This is a genomic window from Neobacillus mesonae, assembly GCF_023715155.1.
Taxonomy (GTDB): Bacteria; Bacillota; Bacilli; order Bacillales; family Cytobacillaceae; genus Neobacillus; species Neobacillus mesonae_A.
In genome coordinates, this window is the sequence record NZ_JAMBNQ010000003.1 from 213,900 (window position 1) to 232,407 (window position 18,508).

Annotated in this window: 17 protein-coding genes and 2 riboswitches; of the genes, 14 read left to right on the forward strand and 3 right to left on the reverse strand. The window is 40.9% G+C overall.

Annotation, left to right across the window (positions count from 1 at the left end; all coding sequences use genetic code 11):
• Positions 1 to 142 precede the first annotated feature (142 nt).
• Entirely contained in the window at positions 143 to 922 is a 780-nt protein-coding gene (locus M3183_RS05385) for a DUF4931 domain-containing protein (protein ID WP_251467457.1), read from the forward strand.
• Positions 923 to 1,049: 127 nt separating this feature from the next.
• A complete protein-coding gene (locus M3183_RS05390) occupies positions 1,050 to 2,219 on the forward strand; it encodes an FtsW/RodA/SpoVE family cell cycle protein (RefSeq protein WP_251467297.1) in 1,170 nt (389 codons plus the stop codon).
• Positions 2,220 to 2,261: 42 nt separating this feature from the next.
• On the opposite strand, the gene M3183_RS05395 is transcribed toward M3183_RS05390, so the two are convergent.
• The gene (locus tag M3183_RS05395) at positions 2,262 to 3,617 is read right to left on the reverse strand and encodes an alanine/glycine:cation symporter family protein (RefSeq protein WP_251467299.1); all 1,356 of its coding nucleotides are present in this window, start codon (positions 3,615 to 3,617) and stop codon (positions 2,262 to 2,264) included.
• Positions 3,618 to 4,068: 451 nt separating this feature from the next.
• Here M3183_RS05395 and M3183_RS05400 point away from each other — a divergent pair, with 451 nt between their 5' ends.
• Complete coding sequence (locus M3183_RS05400; protein WP_251467302.1) at positions 4,069 to 4,320, forward strand: DUF2573 family protein; 252 nt, start codon at positions 4,069 to 4,071, stop codon at positions 4,318 to 4,320.
• A gap of 48 nt (positions 4,321 to 4,368) precedes the next feature.
• On the opposite strand, the gene M3183_RS05405 is transcribed toward M3183_RS05400, so the two are convergent.
• The gene (locus M3183_RS05405; protein ID WP_251467305.1) at positions 4,369 to 4,503 is read right to left on the reverse strand and encodes a YuzL family protein; all 135 of its coding nucleotides are present in this window, start codon (positions 4,501 to 4,503) and stop codon (positions 4,369 to 4,371) included.
• 216 nt (positions 4,504 to 4,719) lie between these two features.
• On the opposite strand from M3183_RS05405, the gene M3183_RS05410 reads away from it, so the two are divergent.
• From M3183_RS05410 to M3183_RS05440, 7 genes are all read left to right on the forward strand, one after another.
• Positions 4,720 to 7,107: a 3-hydroxyacyl-CoA dehydrogenase/enoyl-CoA hydratase family protein gene (locus M3183_RS05410; protein WP_396953698.1), complete on the forward strand. Its 2,388-nt coding sequence runs from the start codon at positions 4,720 to 4,722 to the stop codon at positions 7,105 to 7,107.
• 437 nt (positions 7,108 to 7,544) lie between these two features.
• Positions 7,545 to 8,720, forward strand: coding sequence for an acetyl-CoA C-acetyltransferase (locus M3183_RS05415; RefSeq protein ID WP_251467463.1), 1,176 nt, complete (start codon positions 7,545 to 7,547; stop codon positions 8,718 to 8,720).
• Between the two features lie 61 nt (positions 8,721 to 8,781).
• The gene (locus M3183_RS05420) at positions 8,782 to 10,563 is read left to right on the forward strand and encodes an acyl-CoA dehydrogenase family protein (RefSeq protein ID WP_251467308.1); all 1,782 of its coding nucleotides are present in this window, start codon (positions 8,782 to 8,784) and stop codon (positions 10,561 to 10,563) included.
• Between the two features lie 180 nt (positions 10,564 to 10,743).
• A complete protein-coding gene (locus M3183_RS05425) occupies positions 10,744 to 11,103 on the forward strand; it encodes an arsenate reductase family protein (protein WP_251467310.1) in 360 nt (119 codons plus the stop codon).
• A gap of 70 nt (positions 11,104 to 11,173) precedes the next feature.
• Positions 11,174 to 11,557 carry a glycine cleavage system protein GcvH gene (gcvH, locus tag M3183_RS05430; RefSeq protein WP_251467313.1) on the forward strand — a complete coding sequence of 128 codons (384 nt, stop codon included), beginning with the start codon at positions 11,174 to 11,176 and terminating at the stop codon, positions 11,555 to 11,557.
• A 212-nt stretch (positions 11,558 to 11,769) separates the two neighbouring features.
• On the forward strand, positions 11,770 to 12,126 hold the full coding sequence (locus M3183_RS05435) for a toprim domain-containing protein (protein WP_251467315.1): 357 nt from the start codon (positions 11,770 to 11,772) through the stop codon (positions 12,124 to 12,126).
• 4 nt (positions 12,127 to 12,130) lie between these two features.
• Positions 12,131 to 12,454, forward strand: a complete 324-nt coding sequence (locus tag M3183_RS05440) for a thioredoxin family protein (RefSeq protein WP_251467318.1) — start codon at positions 12,131 to 12,133, stop codon at positions 12,452 to 12,454.
• Between the two features lie 979 nt (positions 12,455 to 13,433).
• Here M3183_RS05440 and M3183_RS05445 read toward each other — a convergent pair.
• Positions 13,434 to 14,345, reverse strand: a complete 912-nt coding sequence (locus tag M3183_RS05445; protein WP_251467319.1) for a nuclease-related domain-containing protein — start codon at positions 14,343 to 14,345, stop codon at positions 13,434 to 13,436.
• Between the two features lie 207 nt (positions 14,346 to 14,552).
• On the opposite strand from M3183_RS05445, the gene M3183_RS05450 reads away from it, so the two are divergent.
• From M3183_RS05450 to M3183_RS05465, 4 genes are all read left to right on the forward strand, one after another.
• Positions 14,553 to 14,906, forward strand: coding sequence for an SCP2 sterol-binding domain-containing protein (locus tag M3183_RS05450; protein WP_251467320.1), 354 nt, complete (start codon positions 14,553 to 14,555; stop codon positions 14,904 to 14,906).
• A gap of 78 nt (positions 14,907 to 14,984) precedes the next feature.
• Positions 14,985 to 15,087: riboswitch (SAM riboswitch) on the forward strand.
• Positions 15,088 to 15,153: 66 nt separating this feature from the next.
• On the forward strand, positions 15,154 to 16,470 hold the full coding sequence (locus tag M3183_RS05455; RefSeq protein ID WP_251467321.1) for an O-acetylhomoserine aminocarboxypropyltransferase/cysteine synthase family protein: 1,317 nt from the start codon (positions 15,154 to 15,156) through the stop codon (positions 16,468 to 16,470).
• 118 nt (positions 16,471 to 16,588) lie between these two features.
• Positions 16,589 to 16,692: riboswitch (SAM riboswitch) on the forward strand.
• A 119-nt stretch (positions 16,693 to 16,811) separates the two neighbouring features.
• Positions 16,812 to 17,837, forward strand: a complete 1,026-nt coding sequence (locus tag M3183_RS05460; RefSeq protein WP_251467322.1) for a methionine ABC transporter ATP-binding protein — start codon at positions 16,812 to 16,814, stop codon at positions 17,835 to 17,837.
• A complete protein-coding gene (locus M3183_RS05465; protein ID WP_251467323.1) occupies positions 17,830 to 18,495 on the forward strand; it encodes a methionine ABC transporter permease in 666 nt (221 codons plus the stop codon). The genes M3183_RS05460 and M3183_RS05465 overlap by 8 nt, the downstream gene beginning before the upstream one ends.
• Positions 18,496 to 18,508: the final 13 nt, after the last annotated feature.

Consider the following 18,508-nt stretch of genomic DNA (forward strand, 5'->3'; position numbering starts at 1 on the left):
TCATTTCCATGAAGTTTTAGCCTGTACCATATTGATATGCAAAAAACTAACAGGCTATGAAAATAACAAATCAAAATGTGTGCAATCGAACCGCTTTCTCCCATAAAATAGAATCATAATCATTCGAAGGGAGATAAGCATGGTGGAAACAAAACATCTTCACTTTAATACGTCAATTGGTGTACAAAAGCCTGAAAATATTCGTAACAAAACAACGGCCTGTCCTTTTTGTGCCAGGAACGAACTTACGAATATCATTGATGTGGAAGAACCTATTATTCTCTTGAAAAATAAATATCCAGTTTTGGAGAATGCTTATCAAACCGTGTTAATCGAAACAGACGATTGTCATGGGGACCTTTCGACTTATTCAAAGGAATATCTGCACAAATTAATTCAGTTTGGGATCAAGCATTGGCTTGAGATGGAAGAATCGGGCGCTTACCGTTCAGTTATTTTCTTTAAGAATCATGGACCATTATCTGGAGGGTCATTATCTCATCCACATATGCAAATCATTGGCTTTCATGAGATTGACTATAAGCAAAAAGTTTTCCCGGAAATGTTTGAAGGAATTGTCATTGCAGAAGAGGAAGACGGCACTCGTTTTACATTATCAACAAAACCCCGTGTCGGCTTTTACGAATTTAATATGGAGATGTCCGATTCATGTTATCAAAAAAGATTCTCGGAGTATTTGCAAATCGCTGTGCATTACATTCTGAATCACTTTCCGTTTAAGGCTAATAGTTATAATGTCTTTTTTTATCATATTGATAGAAAAATATTCGCTAAAGTGGTGCCGCGCTTTGTGACGACTCCTTTGTTTATCGGCTATGGTTTGCCGCAGGTGCCCAGCAATCTGGAATGGATGGCAGGGGAAATTGAACGTATCTATTTTAATGTACCTCAAACGGCTTAGAAAAGGGAATCCATGGGGTAAATGGCAATAGTAAATATAGTCAGACGTTATTTAGAAGTTGTGATTTCCCCTTTTTAAAAATATAATGTAGGAATGTACAAGTTTTATTATCAAGGTGGAGACCATCATGACTTCCAATAAAAATTCAACTTCGAATCTGGACTATAGTCTTGTTCTTATACTAATGCTTCTGTTTCTGGCCAGCTGTGCGGCGATTTATAGTGCCCAGCAAAGCGGGCAGTATGATCGGAACTTTTTAGTGATGCAAATTGCCTGGTATGTGGTCGGCAGTATTATCATCAGTGTGGTGATGCGGTTTGACTCCGACCAATTGCGTAAGCTGACATGGTATGCCTACGGATTTGGCGTTGTCGTTTTGATTCTATTAATTATTGCACCGGAAAGTATTGCTCCAAGAATCAATGGTTCTAAAAACTGGTTTCAGCTTCCTGGAATAGGAACGATTCAGCCTTCAGAGTTTATGAAAATATTCTTGATTCTTGCGTTAGCCCGCGTAATTGATGATCATCATCAAAAAAACGTGATAAAGACGCTGCAAACCGATTTTTGGCTGTTAATAAAGCTGGGAATGGTGACTATGGTGCCGCTTGGCCTAATCATTAAAGAGGACTTGGGAACTGGACTTGTTTTTTTAGCGATTTTACTAGGAATGATTTTTATTTCGGGGATTACATGGAAGATGCTTGTCCCCATGTTTTCTGCAGCAACCCTATTGATTGGGACCATTTTTTATTTTGTGCTATGGAAGCCGGACATTTTGGAAAAATACCTCGGGGTAAAGCAATATCAATTTGGCCGTATTTATTCTTGGCTTGACCCCTATAATTATCAAAGTTCAGCAGGATATCAGCTGATTAAATCGATGCTGGCAATTGGTTCAGGACAAACGAACGGAAAAGGGATCGGGAACCGCGAAGTGTATTTACCGGAAAGCCAGACAGACTTTATTTTCAGCGTTGTCGGTGAGGAATATGGTTTTATTGGTGCAAGTGTCCTCATAAGTTTGTTTTTCTTGTTAATTTACCATATTACTAAGGTTGGAATGGAAACAAAGAATCCATTTTACACTTATATATGTGTCGGGGTTATCAGCATGATTACGTTCCACGTATTTCAAAATATCGGCATGACCATCGGCGTGCTGCCGATTACCGGTATTCCGCTTCCATTTATCAGCTATGGAGGCAGTGCTTTAATGGGAAATATGCTGGCAGTTGGGTTAATTTTTTCGATCCGTTATCATTATAAGAAATATATGTTTTCCACCGATTCTTAAAGACGACAAAAAGAGCAGGATGCAGATCCTGCTCTTTTTACTTTAGACGTTTACTCCTTGATTCTTTTGCTGTAATTTTTCCTGTGCCCGCAGCTGTTTAAATGATCTTGTTTCAGCTACAACAATACCTGACAGGAAGACAAGTCCGATTAAGTTCGGAATGGCCATTAAGGCATTAAAGATATCGGCAATGGTCCAAACCATACCTAAATTCATGCCTGCACCAAGTAAAACAGTAGCAACATAAATCACACGGTAGATGGTAATGGATTTAGTACCAAACAAGTATTCAAAACATTTTTCCCCGTAATAAGCCCATCCTAACACAGTCGAGTAGGCAAAAAGGATAATGCCGATTGTAACGATCCAGCCGCCTCCTGGAAGCAGAGCATCGAAAGTTTGTGTTGTCAATGCAGCTCCAGTCGGCCCGTCCATATACATACCGCCCATGACAAGCGTGATACCGGTGATAGAACAAACAACAATGGTATCAAGGAATGTTCCGGTCATGGAAATAAGTGCTTGGCGTCCCGGATGATCGGTCTTAGCAGCAGCTGCCGCAATCGGAGCAGAACCCATTCCTGCTTCGTTCGAGAATACCCCGCGTGCCACTCCGTAACGGATTACGGAACCAATTGCACCGCCGGCTACAGCCTGGCCTGAAAATGCATCTGAAAAAATCAATCCTACTGCATGTGGAACAAGATCAAGATTCATAAAAATAATAGCAAGTCCGCCTAATACATAAAAAATGGCCATAACTGGTACAAAATAAGAAGTTACTCTTCCAATACTTTGAATTCCGCCTAAAATGACGAGAGCCGTAAAGACAGTTAAAATAACTCCTGTTATCCAAGGATTTAATCCAAAGCTGGTTTTAACTGCATCGGCAACTGAATTGGATTGAACAGAGCTGCCGATTCCAAATGCGGCAACGGAACCAAAAAGGGCAAACAGGACTGCAAGCCATTTCCATCCTAATCCTTTTTCAATGTAATACATCGGACCGCCGGCCATTTGGCCATTTTTTCCTACAATCCGGTATTTAACTGCTAAAATGGCTTCTGAATATTTGGTTGCCATACCAACAAGTGCTGTAATCCACATCCATAATACGGCACCAGGTCCTCCCAGCACAACAGCGGTAGCAACACCAGCAATATTACCGGTACCAATCGTTGCAGCGAGTGCTGTCATTAATGCCTGAAAGTGTGAGATATCACCATCAGAGGTGTGATCTTGATCCTTTTTCGAGAAAGCAAGCTTTAAAGCATAAGGCAAACTAGAGAATTGATAAAAGCCCAGCCGTAATGTAAGCAAAAGCCCGGTTCCCACAATGAGGATTAATGTTGGAGGCCCCCACACAACACCGCCTAACCATTCTAGAAAATCTGCCATTCATTCCACCATCCCTTATCTTTTTATAGGTAAAACCGCCTATATTAGGCAAAAAGCAAAATATTCTAATAATATATTAAAATATTAGCAGTGCTTTTGCAATATTAAGAATCTTGTAAATTGGATAAAAACACCGGTCATCTGTCAACTGTTATAAATAAAGGTGAAGTAACTATGATTTGTTATATAACAAAAATTATAACCTAACAATTCTGATAGTGTCTATTATTTTTTTAGAAAAGATTCTATTTTCTAATAAGTAAAATAAAAGTATAGCTTATAAGATTGGATATATTTGACCGTTTTCCCCTTTCATAAACAACATTTCTCTAATTATTGATATACTAAAAACAGCGCTGATTTCGTTCTGTGAATAAAGTTAAACTTCAATAAGCAGGAGCTTTACTGCCCGTTACGGCGGGATAAATTTTCAAGGAGGGAAAATACACACATGGAGAAAGAATTTGTTCAGCAGCTTGATGCTTTGCTTGAAAAATATAGCGAGCTTTTAGTAGGGGAAACGAATGAGGAAACGAAAGAAAAAGTGAAGGCATGGGCCATGTATACCCATATTGCGAAATCCATGCCGCCGCTCATTTCCCATTGGAGTGCCTTGTATCCCAATGCACGGGCGGAAATGAAGGAGATTATCCAAGAAATTAAGGATCTTAACGAACAGCATCGGAAATCGACGAAAAAATAATAATTTGAAATCGAAAGGCACCATTTGCAGGAATGGTGCCTAAGTTGTTTAATCTTTTTTGTATTGGCTGTTCTGGCTGTTTTGTTTGTCAATCCCGCTTGCTTCACGGCCGGGACCGGCATTGCCTTTGACACTGGCTGCACTGACCCCTGCTTTAGAAGGGTCCTTCTTCATTCTTGCCATTTTCATCACCTCAGCTTTAGGTTGCCCTTTGACGCTAAAATTATCTTCAGCAAAAGTGAGGATTTATTATTCAAAAAAATTTAAATTTTCCACTTTTACTGATTGCGAAATTTTTCAAAATATTTTATAGTAAAGATAACGGAACTCATTCAAGGGTAAATTTTTTTGAGCAAAAAATGAATGAGTGTTCATTCAAAGTTCGTAAAGGGGGAGACAATGTTGAACCAATTGATAAAAAAAGCGGCTGTATTAGGATCTGGGGTAATGGGATCCGGAATTGCAGCACACCTGGCAAATATCGGAATTCCTACCTTGTTATTAGATATTATGCCAAATACATTAACAAAAGAAGAAGAATTAAAAGGACTTACATTAGAAGATAAACAAGTACGAAACCGTATCAGTACTGCGGCTGTTCAAAAACTGTTAAAGCAAAAACCGGCTCCGCTGACAGTGACAAGGAATCTTGACTTAATTGAACCAGGCAACCTTGAAGATGATTTAGTCAAATTAAAAGATGTGGACTGGGTCATAGAAGTAGTGGTTGAAAACCTGAATGTGAAAAAACAGGTGTTTGAAAAAGTAGATCATTTCCGTAAACCAGGAAGTATTATCAGTTCAAATACATCCGGCATTTCGGTAGAAGCAATGGCAGAGGGACGTTCGGACGATTTCAAAAAACATTTCTTGGGTACACACTTTTTTAACCCGCCGCGCTACTTGAAATTATTAGAAGTGATTCCCACACAACATACAGACCCAGAGGTGCTCTCCTTCATGAAAACCTTTGGTGAAGATGTTCTCGGAAAAGGGGTTGTGGCTGCAAAAGATACTCCCAACTTTATCGCTAACCGTATTGGGACCTACGGCCTTTTAGTGACTGTACAGGAAATGCTGCAGTCCGGTTTAAGTGTCGGTGAAATTGACTCTATCACGGGACCGCTGATTGGCCGAGCTAAAAGTGCAACCTTCCGCACGCTGGATGTGGTTGGATTGGACACATTTTATCATGTGGCCGGCAATGTATATGAAAAGGTGGAGGGCGAAGAAAAAGAGATATTCGCCGTACCGGCATTTTTAAAGAAAATGATTGAAAACGGGTGGCTGGGAAGTAAGTCCGGTCAAGGCTTCTTCTTAAAAAAAGGCAAAGAAATCCTTGAACTTGATCCAAATACATTGGAATATGGCCCGCGTAAAAAGCTTTCAACACCTGCTATCGAACTTGCAAAACAGGAAAAGGGAACTGTCAATAAATTGAAAGCGCTTGTTTATGCAAATGACCGTGCTGGTCAATTCTTATGGAACACTTTTACAAAATCATTTGTATACTCTGCCCAGCTTTTGGGTGAGATTGCGGATGATATTGTTGCCATTGACCGGGCCATGAAATGGGGATTTGGCTGGGAGATGGGCCCATTTGAAACATGGGATGCGATCGGTGTAGAAAAGTCTGTAAAGAAAATGAAAGAATCCGGAATGGAGGTTCCTGCCTGGGTCACAGAAATGCTGGGCAAAGGCAATGGTTCATTCTATAAGGAAGAAAACGGACAGCTTTATTTCTATCACAAAGGTGAATACCAGCCTGTAGATTTTAATCCAAAGGTTATTGACCTTAACAGAGTAAAGAAACAAAAAGGTGTGATTAAAAAGAACAGTGGTGCAAGCCTGATTGATATCGGCGACGGTGTGGCACTCCTCGAATTTCATTCCCAAAATAATGCCATTGGTCCTGATATTATTCAAATGATCAACTTCGCAGTTGATGAAGTAGAGAAAAACTATAAGGGCCTTGTCATTGGAAACCAGGGGAAAAATTTCTGTGTCGGCGCAAACCTTGCGATGATGTTAATGGCCGTACAGGATGATGATGTTTTTGAACTGGATCTGCTTGTCCGCCAGCTTCACAGTGCCATGCTGAAAGTCAAATACAGTATCAAGCCGGTTGTTGCTGCACCATTTTCCATGACTCTTGGCGGAGGTGCAGAAGTTTGTCTGCCAGCTGCACATATTCAAGCAGCATCTGAAACGTTTATGGGCCTTGTTGAAACCGGTGTCGGCCTGCTTCCAGGCGGCGGCGGAAACAAGGAGCTTTATATGAAGCACTTAGATAATATGCCAAGAGGCGTTCAATTCGATCTGCAGCAAGTGGCTAATAAAGTATTTGAAACGATTGCCATGGCAAAAGTCTCAACATCAGCAGAGGAAGCACGTGATAATGGCTTTTTAAGTAAATCTGACGGAATCAGCGTGAATAGTGACCATCAGCTTTATGATGCTAAACAGGCTGTAATTAGGTTACACGAAAACGGCTACAAACCAAAAGTACGGAGAAAGGTTCCGGTTACTGGAGAGTCAGGTTATGCGACCCTTTTACTCGGTGCAGAGGCAATGCGCTTATCTGGCTATATTTCAGAACATGATTTAAAAATTGCCAAGAAAATTGCTTACGTCATTTCCGGCGGCAGCCTGCCATTTGGAACCGAAGTAGATGAGCAATATTTATTGGATTTGGAAAGAGAGGCCTTCTTAAGCCTGATTCAAGAGCAAAAAACACAGCAGCGTATGCAGCACATGCTCCTGAAAGGCAAGCCGTTAAGAAATTAAAGTAAGGAGATGTCCTCTTCAATAATATCAGAATAATATGTTTTCGACTTTGAAAATTGTCCAGCTCCAGCGCCTAGCCAGTATTCATCTCAGAATAAACTTCTCGAGTATCTTACGCAAAGCGATAGCTTTAAGCAGCTCGAGGCCACAAGTCAATCCGTCAAGAAGGTTAAAGAGCTTTATTTCTTACCGGCTCGTTTTGTGCTTGTCGGGTCTGACCCAGGCGCTTGCGCTTTTCTAAATAATAGATTCGTATTTTTATCCCGCTTTAACGGGCTTATGATCCCCGCTTCTAGGGTTATCGCAAGCAGGAAGTAAAAGCGGGGGATAACTGCACGTAAAAGCCCGAGTGGTTCGATAAACAATCATTTGGGGATGGAAAAAACCCAATGAATGAAGTTTTACTTTATAACTTGAAAGAAAGAGAGGGAACATGCATGAGAGAAGCGGTAATTGTAGCCGGGGCCAGAACACCGGTAGGTAAGGCAAAGAAAGGAACGCTTGCCCATGTTCGTCCTGACGACCTGGGAGCATTGGCAGTAAAAGAAACAGTGAAGCGTGCCGGAAATTATGAAGGAAATATTGATGATTTAATAATTGGCTGTGCAACTCCTGAAGCTGAGCAGGGATTAAACGTCGCAAGAAATATTGGCGCATTGGCAGGGCTTCCGCATACAGTTCCTGCCCTGACAGTAAACCGATATTGTTCATCAGGTTTACAGACAATCGCATATGCAGCACAATCCATCATGCTGGGGCAAACGGATACTGTCATCGCCGGCGGAGTCGAGTCAATGAGTATGCTGCCGATGACAGGTCATGTTCTACGGCCGAATGCAAAGTTGGTAGAATCTGCCCCGCAATATTATATGGGAATGGGTCATACAGCAGAAGAGGTAGCAAAAAAATACGGCATTACCCGCGAAGAACAAGACGCCTTTGCCGTACGAAGCCACAAGCGGGCATTTCAGGCTATACAAGCAGGAAAATTCACCGATGAAATTGTACCAGTGGATGTAATGCTGCGTTCTGTCGGGAAAGACAATAAGCTGGTAGAAAAAACGATTCAATTTGCACAAGACGAAGGTGTCCGCCCGGATACAAACCTGGAAACTCTGGCAAAACTTCGTCCGGCCTTTTCGGTAACGGGAACCGTAACAGCAGGAAACTCATCGCAAACAAGTGACGGAGCGGCTGCCGTAATGGTAATGGACCGTGAAAAAGCAGAGGCGCTTGGACTTAAACCATTAGCCAAATTCAGATCCTTTGCTGTCGGCGGAGTACCGCCGGAAATTATGGGGATTGGCCCGGTTGTTGCTGTACCAAAGGCATTGGAGCTTGCAGGACTTGAATTATCTGATATTAATCTATTTGAATTAAATGAAGCATTTGCCTCCCAATCGATTCAAGTCATTCGTGAACTGGGCCTTGATGAAGAAAAAGTAAACGTCAATGGAGGTGCTATTGCCCTTGGTCACCCGCTTGGCTGTACAGGAGCAAAGCTGACTTTATCATTGATTCATGAATTGAAACGCAGAAACGAACAATTTGGTGTTGTGACCATGTGTATTGGCGGCGGTATGGGGGCAGCCGGGGTATTTGAATTGCTATAAAGGATCTTTGGGGCAAAAAAAATCAGGCCCTCTTGAAAAACAAGTTTAGGAGGAAACATTTATGACTGAGACAAAAAAAATGGTAAAAGGCGGAAGCTTTTTAATTGAAGATATTTCATATGAACAAGTACTTACACCAGAGGATTTTACGGAAGAACATTTAATGATTGCTAAAACAGCTGAAGATTTTATTGAAAAAGAAGTACTTCCACAAGTTGAATATTTAGAAAAACACGAATTTGACCGCACTGTAAAATTATTAAAAAAAGCGGGCGGACTTGGACTTTTAGCAGCAGATGTGCCGGAAGAGTATGAAGGATTAGGGTTAGACAAAATCACTTCATCCTTATTAACTGAAAAAATGGCAAAGGCAGGGGGATTCTCCTTATCCCATGGTGCCCACGTTGGGATTGGGTCTCTGCCGATTGTTTTATTCGGTAATGAAAATCAAAAGAAAAAATATCTGCCTGCCCTTGCTTCTGGGGAAAAACTGGCTGCTTATGCGTTAACAGAGCCTGGCTCAGGATCTGATGCCCTAGGCGCGAGGACCACGGCCAAATTGAATGAGGCAGGCACTCACTATATTTTAAATGGTGAAAAGCAATGGATCACCAATGCCGGTTTTGCCGATGTTTTCGTTGTTTATGCAAAGGTGGATGGCGAGCACTTCACCGCCTTTATTGTGGAAAGGGAATTCCCAGGGGTTTCTACCGGAGCAGAAGAAAAGAAAATGGGAATCAAGAGTTCATCTACTCGTACACTTATTTTAGAAGATGTCCCTGTTCCAGTTGAAAACCTATTAGGTGAATTTGGCAGAGGCCATGTGATTGCCTTTAATATTCTCAATATCGGGCGCTATAAGCTTGCTGTCGGAGCTGTAGGCGGTGCTAAAAATGCTATGGAAATGACTGTGAAATATGCGAATGGACGCCAGCAGTTTAAAACACCTATTTCACAGTTCAATTTGACAAAAGAAAAATTCGGGACAATGGCTTCGAAAATTTATGCAGCAGAAAGCTCTGTGTACCGCACGGTCGGATTGTATGAAAACAACCAAGGCCTGCTTTCTTTGGAGGATGCTAAGGATATCAAAAAGATTGCGAAGGCTGTTTCTGAATATGCTATTGAATGTTCATTAAATAAATTTTTCGCTAGTGAAGTTCTTGATTATGTAGTGGACGAAGGTGTGCAAATCCACGGCGGCTACGGATTTATGCAGGAGTATCCAATTGAAAGAGCATACCGCGATTCCCGTATCAACCGTATTTTTGAAGGAACGAACGAAATTAACCGGCTGCTTGTTCCGGGCACGCTTGTAAAAAAAGCAATGAAGGGCGAACTTCCGTTATTCCAAAAGGCGCTTCAGCTGCAAGAGGAGTTAATGATGCTGATGCCGGAAGAACCAGGTGATGCACCGCTTGCCCAGGAAAAATATCTTGTTCGAAATGCGAAGAAAATTGCGCTGCTTGCTGCAGGCCTGGCAGCACAGAAATATGGCAAAGCACTTGAAAGAGAGCAAGAAGTGCTGGCCAATATTGCAGATATTATTTCAGACGTTTATGCAATGGAATCTGTTGTTTTACGTACGGAAAAAGCATTTGCAAAAGAAGGGATTAAGAAAAATCATCAGAAGCTTCTTTACACTCAAATCTTCTGTCAAGAAGCATTCAATCATATTGAAGCCGTTGCAAAAGAAACGCTTGTTGCGGTGGAGCAGGGCGACACGCTTCGAATGATGTTGTCCTCCCTTCGCAAATTTACACGTCATACCCCAATCAACGTCATTGCGAAAAAACGTGAAGCTGCAGATGTAGTGATTGCTGCTGAGCGCTATCTAGTTTAATGAATGAATGGCTTCCTTCCGTTGGTGAAGGAAGTCCTTTTTATTTTTTTGAAAAAAAAGAAGGAAATTCTACGAATCATGTCGAAAGTATCTGGTGGAATTCATTTGCCTGTTAGGAATTTAAACAGGAATATGATAATATCATGTGGTACTATTTTATTGAAAAGGGGCGTGAAATCAATGTCGCTGACTTTTTACTGGTATCCAAAATGCGGAACATGCCGAAATGCGAAGAAATGGCTGGATACCCATAATATTTCTTATGAAGCCGTACATATTGTCGATAACCCACCATCACGTGAGGAATTGGACAAGCTTTACAAAAATAGTGGTTTAGAATTGAAAAAATTCTTCAATACCAGCGGACAAAAGTACCGTGAATTAGGTCTCAAGGATAAAATCAAAACAGCTAGTGAATCTGACCTTTTGGACCTGCTGGCATCTGATGGCATGCTGATTAAACGCCCGGTTTTAACCGATGGCGAACATGTCACAGTTGGTTTTAAAGAAGAGGATTATGAAAAAATATGGCTGAAATAAGCCGCCAAACTCAGTGAAATCGATTTTAATCGATGATAGATTTTAGAATGAAACATGGAGGGAAATGACAATGACAGTACCAAAGGATTTACGTTACTCTGAAGAACACGAATGGGTAAAAGTGGAAGGTGAAAAAGTACGTGTTGGAATCACACACTTTGCACAATCTGAACTTGGGGATATCGTTTTCGTAGAACTGCCTGAAGTTGGCTCTGAATTAACCGTTAACGAACCATTCGGCAGTGTTGAATCTGTAAAAACTGTTTCTGAACTTTACGCTCCTATCAGCGGAAAAGTGGTAGAAGTAAATGAAGAGTTAAATGACAGCCCAGAATTTGTGAACGAATCACCTTACGAAAAAGCTTGGATGATTGTTGTGGAAGTATCAAACTCAAGTGAAGTAGAAAAACTTATGACTGCAGAACAATATGAACAAATGACACAAGAAGACTAATCCTATTTTGTTTTAGAGGCACCCTTTTTTCGGGTGCTTTTTATTTTGAAAAAACTTCCACTATATCATGGACATCTATAGGAAAAAATAGGTTGTAAGCAAAAAACTATTTTTTAATTGACAATAATGATATTGTTAACATACAGAGCATAAGCAATCTTCAAGGAATTAGAATATGTTAACAGTAAACCACTTCTTTTAGGTGATGGATGATGAATGAATCGTATGTTGACAAAGTTCTTATTGTCGAAGGAAAATCAGATAAAAATAAGGTTAAAAAGATTGTGAAGGGACCGGTGGATATTATTTGTACCAACGGGACCATCAGCCATACAAAATTAGATGAATGGATTGAATTCTTAGATGATAAGGATGTCTATATCCTTGTCGATGCCGACGAAGCAGGAGAAAGGCTTCGAAAGCTGTTTAAACGTGAATTTCCAAATGCTGAGCATTTATATATAGACCGGATGTACCGCGAAGTTGCGACTGCACCGGTGCAACACCTGGCAACCGTCTTACTTGGTGCCAATATTGATGTCCACACAGAGTTTTTAGAAATGGGATAATACTATGAATGAATGGAATCAAGACGATTTATCTTTATTTATGGAAAAAGGCGGAACAGGGGCATTGTATTTCTTTACCCCGTTATGCGGGACCTGCCAGCTTGCTGGAAAAATGCTGCAGGTCGTAGAAAAAATTGTTGAGCTGGAAATGGGGAAGATGAACCTTAATTTTTACCCTGCCTTGGCTGAAAAATTTGAAATTGAAAGTGTCCCCTGCCTCCTGTTGATAAAAAACGGCCAAGTGAAGGAAAGAATTTACGCCTTTCACTCGGTTCCCTATCTCTTGGACAAAATAAAGGGTGAATTGATGAAAAAAGCAGATGCTTGAGGTATCTGCTTTTTTATATTTGAGGAACTACTTAAGGGGCTTTCTCAGGATTGGTTAATAAAGGGGATTTGGGAGAAAATAAGAGCTGATTCTACCTAAGAGGAAGTCAAAAGGAGTCTGGCGGTAAAAAAAAAGGGTTAATTCTTCCCGGAAGGAAGTCAAAAGAAGTCCAGCGGTAAAAATAAAGGGTCGATTCTTCCCAAGAGGAAGCCTAAAGGAGTCTGGCGGTAAAAAAAAAGGGTTAATTCTTCCCGGAAGGAAGTCAAAAGAAGTCCAACGGTAAAAATAAAGGGTCGATTCTTCCCAAGAGGAAGCCTAAAGGAGTCTGGCGGTAAAAATGAGGAGCTGATTCTACCCGAGAGAACACCCAAAGGAGTCTGACGGTAAAAAAAAAGGGTTAATTCTTCCCTGAAGGAAGTCAAAAGAAGTCCAACGGTAAAAAAAGGGTCGATTCTACCCGAGAGGACACCCAAAGGAGTCTGACGGTAAAAAAACAGGGTTGATTCTACCCGAGAGAACACCCAAAGGAGTCTGGCGGTAAAAATAAAGGGTTAATTCTTCCCGGAAGGAAGTCAAAAGAAGTCCAACGGTAAAAAAAAAGGGTCGATTCTTCCCGAGAGGACACCCAAAGGAGTCTGACGGTAAAAAAAAGGGTCGATTCTTCCCGAGAGGACACCCAAAGGAGTCTGGCGGTAAAAATAAAGGGTTAATTCTTCCCGAGAGGACACCCAAAGGAGTCTGGCGGTAAAAATGAGGAGCTGATTCTACCCGAGAGAACACCCAAAGGAGTCTGGCGGTAAAAATAAAGGGTTAATTCTTCCCGGAAGGAAGTCAAAAGAAGTCCAACGGTAAAAAAAAAGGGTTGATTTTTCCCAGAAGAAATTTGAAAAAGAGCGAATGGTTAGTATCAGCATAATTCCCAAAAAGTAAGGCTCAGCTCTATCATAATAATGTTAAAGCTGAACCTTAAAAATAACCCCTATTCAATTAGAAAATATCTAACTTTTGTCTTCCCAACCGACCTATAATACTTCAACAAGATCCTTCGAATCGTTTTCTTAGACAAGACCATCCCACACCACTCATGCACCCCGTTAGTAGTAATCTTCATACCCGGAAATAACAGCAGTAATTCCTGAACATTCCGTACTACAGCAGCCTCTAATGGCTCTTTATGCCCGCATTTCCTGCATACCAGCCAGTTTCCATCAACATAGGTCTCAAGTGAAAAACATAATTTGCAAAGCATTCCCTTTATAAGATTCTCATATGCGTAGAAAGGCATGCGCATATGGGAAGACACAGATTTGTGCATAGAAAGCAGCTGCTGTACAAGTATTTCATGGGATTTAGTTAATCTTGCTGGGATGAAATTCAGGGTTTGCACATAATTTTTAACTTGGGTGGGGTAAACAATTGGATATTCTTTTGGAGCCTGCATGAGGGTGAATTCGGGATGGATGAAGACAAGACGAGCCTCAACGCGAAAGTCAAAGCCAAGTTCCTGGAGCAATTTGATAAACAATGATTCACAGCGTTGAAGTTGAGAAAGCAAATCTTTAGCGATGTTTCCATTGGCGCGATATAGTTTCCCGGATTCATAATAGTATTCACCTTTATAGTTTTTAACATCATAAAGGTGTATCGTGTCTTGAAAAATCATAACGGTATCAATTTGAAATTCATTTCCGCCAATCTCAAGCAGCAGGCCCTTCAAAACGATACACTGATTTTGAAGGTTGTCGGTTAACAGGTCAAACTGCAGTTCACCTTCAAACCCTTTTTCCTGCCCGATATAGTTCCAATAATCCTGTTCAGCTAATGTCATACGGGCATTCAATGATCTCAAAACTAGTAAATTTTTTGCAGCAGTACGCGGTCCGATTTTCATATTCCACAACCTTTCATCATCTAACTCATACCTATTTTAATAAAAAAGCCCTAATCACACCATGAATTTTTTGAAATTTCGATACAATTGTTTTAAAATTGACATATTTCTCAGGAAATCTCAAAAAAAGTCGAGCGAATTAAAAAGGATTTTTGGTCTCATTACGGAATAGTTTTAAATAATGAGTAATGAACCGGAGTGATAGATATGATAGAGGCAGTGAACAGCTTTATCCATGCATTAAAAAAACAAACGCATATCCTTCCATTGATCCACCAAAAGGAGTTGACAGTCAATCTAAAAACAAACGACGAGATCATTCAGCTGTCCATACAAAAGGGCCAAATTTCTATAATGACTGCCGGCCAAGAACAACCCACAATCTTCGAAATTTCCGGCAATCCGGACAACCTGAATAGGCTGCTTACAGGAAAAGAAAGATTGCGGACACTAGAGCGAAGCGGGAATTTAACAGTCACCGCACCATTAAGAACCATATTATTGCTCGAGTCGATTTTTTTCTTAACCCAATCAGACCGTTATTTAGAAAAAATAATTTAATCAAACCTGTTGACTCGGGATTAAATAAGGTGTATGATACTTTTAAATATTCTAAATCAATAATCAATTTCATAAAAATTCTTATCGCGAGCGGCGGAGGGAACTGGCCCAATGATGCCCGGCAACCGGTTTTAATACACGGTGCTACATCCAGCAGAGTTAAAGCTCTGAAAGATAAGAAGAGAATCCTCTCTTCTTATGAAGCGGGGATTTTTTATTGAAATGGTAAAAGAAGGAGCGGGAATAAATGGCGGAGAATGAAAAAAAATATCGTTTTGAAACATTGAGTGTTCATGGAGGACTGTCACCAGATCCGGTAACAGGTGCCCGTGCTGTTCCGATTTATCAAAATAATGCCTATCAGTTTAAAAGCACGGAACATGCGGCGAATCTATTTGCCTTAGCAGAGCCTGGATACATATATACGCGGATTCATAATCCTACCACAACCGTTTTTGAAGAAAGAGTTGCTCTTCTTGAAGGCGGTGTCGGTGCGCTTGCGGTTGCGAGCGGTATGTCTGCCATTACGCTGGCCATTTTAAATATTGCGGAAGCAGGAGATGAAATTGTTGCTGCTTCTAACCTGTATGGCGGAACCTTTAACTTGTTTGCTGTTACCCTTCCAAAGTACGGAATTAAAGTAAATTTTGTAGACCCGTCAAATCCAGAAAACTTCCGTGCAGCCATTACTGAAAAAACAAAAGCTGTATTTGCGGAAACGATTGGAAATCCAAGTTTAGCTATTTTAGATATTGAAAAGGTTGCAGAAATTGCACATGAGGCTGGAGTTCCATTAATTGTAGACAATACATTTGCTACGCCGTATCTTTGCCGCCCAATCGAATATGGAGCTGATATCGTTGTTCATTCAGCAACAAAATGGCTTTTAGGTAATGGAACATCAACAGGCGGAATTATTGTTGACGGAGGAAAGTTCGACTGGAATTCACCAAAGTTCCCTGGCTTAACAACACCAGACGCCAGCTATCATGATATTGTTTATGCGGAAGCCATTGGGGCAGCTGCATACATTATTAAAGCACGTGTCCAATTATTAAGAGACCTTGGCCCAGCATTAAGCCCATTTAATGCATTCCAATTTGTTTTGGGACTTGAAACCCTCCATGTTCGGATGAAAGAGCATGTATCTAACACAGAGAAGGTTGTCGAGTATTTAACGAATCACCCTGCAGTGGCATGGGTTACTTATCCAGGTCATCCGTCACATCCAGATTATGAGCTTGCTCAAAAATATCTTCCTAAAGGTGCAGGTTCAATGGTTGTTTTCGGCATTAAAGGCGGAAAAGAAGCAGGAGCTAAATTAATCAATTCGATTAAAATCTGGGCTCACGTGGCGAATGTCGGTGATGCTAAAAGCTTAATTATCCATCCGGCAAGCACGACCCACCAACAGTTAGATGCGGAAGGATTAAAGGCTGCCGGAGTATCTGAGGATTTAATTCGTCTTTCCATTGGGATTGAGAATGTGGAAGATTTAATCGAAGATCTTGAAGATGCGATTGAAGCTGCGACAGGCTTAACTTCTTTAAAAGCAAAAGCTTAAAAATTCGACAATATAAGACAATTTTATTGACAGCTCTTTTTATCCATGTTACGATTGCTCTTGGATTTTACAATGTCATTAAACATAAAACATAATTAAATATAGAATTGTTTTTTGTCTCTTATCAAGAGAGGTGGAGGGATGTGCCCGATGAAACCCGGCAACCGTCAATTATTGAAATGGTGCCAATTCACACAAAGCAAACGCTTTGAAAGATGGGAGAAAGGTTATGTTTGACGTGCCTTTCTGCCTTTGCAGAAAGGCTTTTTCATTTAAACGGGAATCTTTCCTTTAAAAAAATCAAATTCTATATCTATTAGGGATAAAAAGCGGGTGATTTGATGATTTCAATCAAAAATGTCCGAAAAATTTTTCCAACCAAACAAGGTCAGTTAAAAGCAGTAGATGATGTGAATCTTGAAATCCAGGATGGAGAAATTTTTGGGGTGATTGGATACAGCGGTGCCGGGAAAAGTACCCTAATCCGAATGTTAAATGGACTAGAGCTCCCTTCAGAAGGATCGGTAACGGTTGCCGGAAGGGAGATTTCAAAAATTAAAGGCAGTGAACTACGTAAGGCACGGCAGGAAATCAGCATGATTTTTCAACACTTTAATTTACTATGGTCAAGGACAGTCAGTGAAAATATTGCCTTCCCACTTGAGATTGCAGGGGTTAAGGGGCCGCAAAGAAAAAAACGCGTTGATGAGCTGATTAAACTAGTTGGCTTAGAGGGAAGAGAAAATGCCTATCCTTCACAATTGAGCGGGGGACAAAAACAGCGTGTCGGAATTGCCAGAGCGCTGGCTAACAGTCCGAAGGTTCTCCTTTGTGATGAAGCTACTTCGGCGCTGGATCCGCAAACAACGGACTCTATTCTTGATTTATTAGTGGATATCAACAAACGTCTGGGTCTGACAATTGTGTTGATTACACATGAAATGCATGTCATTCGAAAAATTTCACATCGGGTAGCGGTCATGGAAAGCGGAAAGGTTGTTGAAATGGGTCCTGTTCTCGACGTATTCAGAAACCCGCAGCAGCCGATTACAAAACGTTTTGTTCAGCAAGTTACAGAACCGGAAGAAACAAAAGAAACATTGGAACACCTGCTTGAACGGTTTGTTTCAGGAAAGATTGTTCAATTAACTTTTATAGGGGATTCTGCCGAGCAGCCTGTTATAACGAACCTTATCCGCCATTCCAATGTCAATGTGAACATCCTTCAGGGGAAAATTTCACAAACCCAGAACGGATCATATGGCACACTATTCATTCATATTGATGGGGAAGATGAAGAAGTGGACAAGGCTGTTGACTTTATTCGTTCCCAGCAGGTAGGAGTGGAGGTGGTTACGAATGGATAAATATTTTCCGAACGTTGACTGGCTTATTATGTGGGATGCGACAAAACAAACCCTTTATATGACTGGAATATCAGTCCTGGCGACATTTGTTTTGGGAATCATTCTTGGCATGCTGCTATTCCTTACAGGGAAAGATAACTTATGGGAAAATAAACCGGTTAATACGGTAATCGGCGCTGTCGTCAATATTTTTAGGTCGATTCCGTTTATTATTTTAATTGTCTTATTGATTCCATTTACGACCTTATTATTAGGGACGATGATTGGCGAAAAAGCTGCACTTCCTGCTTTAATTGTGGGTGCTGCACCATTTTACGCAAGAATGGTGGAAATTGGTCTAAGGGAAATTGATAAAGGTGTTATTGAAGCAGCGAAATCAATGGGGGCAAGCACTGGAACTATCATTTGGAAGGTGCTGCTGCCAGAGTCCATGCCGGCATTAATCTCGGGCATCACTGTGACAGCCATTGCACTTGTCGGTTATACGGCAATGGCCGGAGCAATCGGTGCCGGCGGCTTAGGGAACCTTGCCTATAACTACGGGTTCCAGCGAAACCAAAATGATGTCACATTAATCGCAACTGTCATTATTCTGATCATTGTATTTGTTATTCAGTTTATAGGTGATTTTATCACTTCAAAATTAGATAAAAGATAAAAAAGGAGATAGG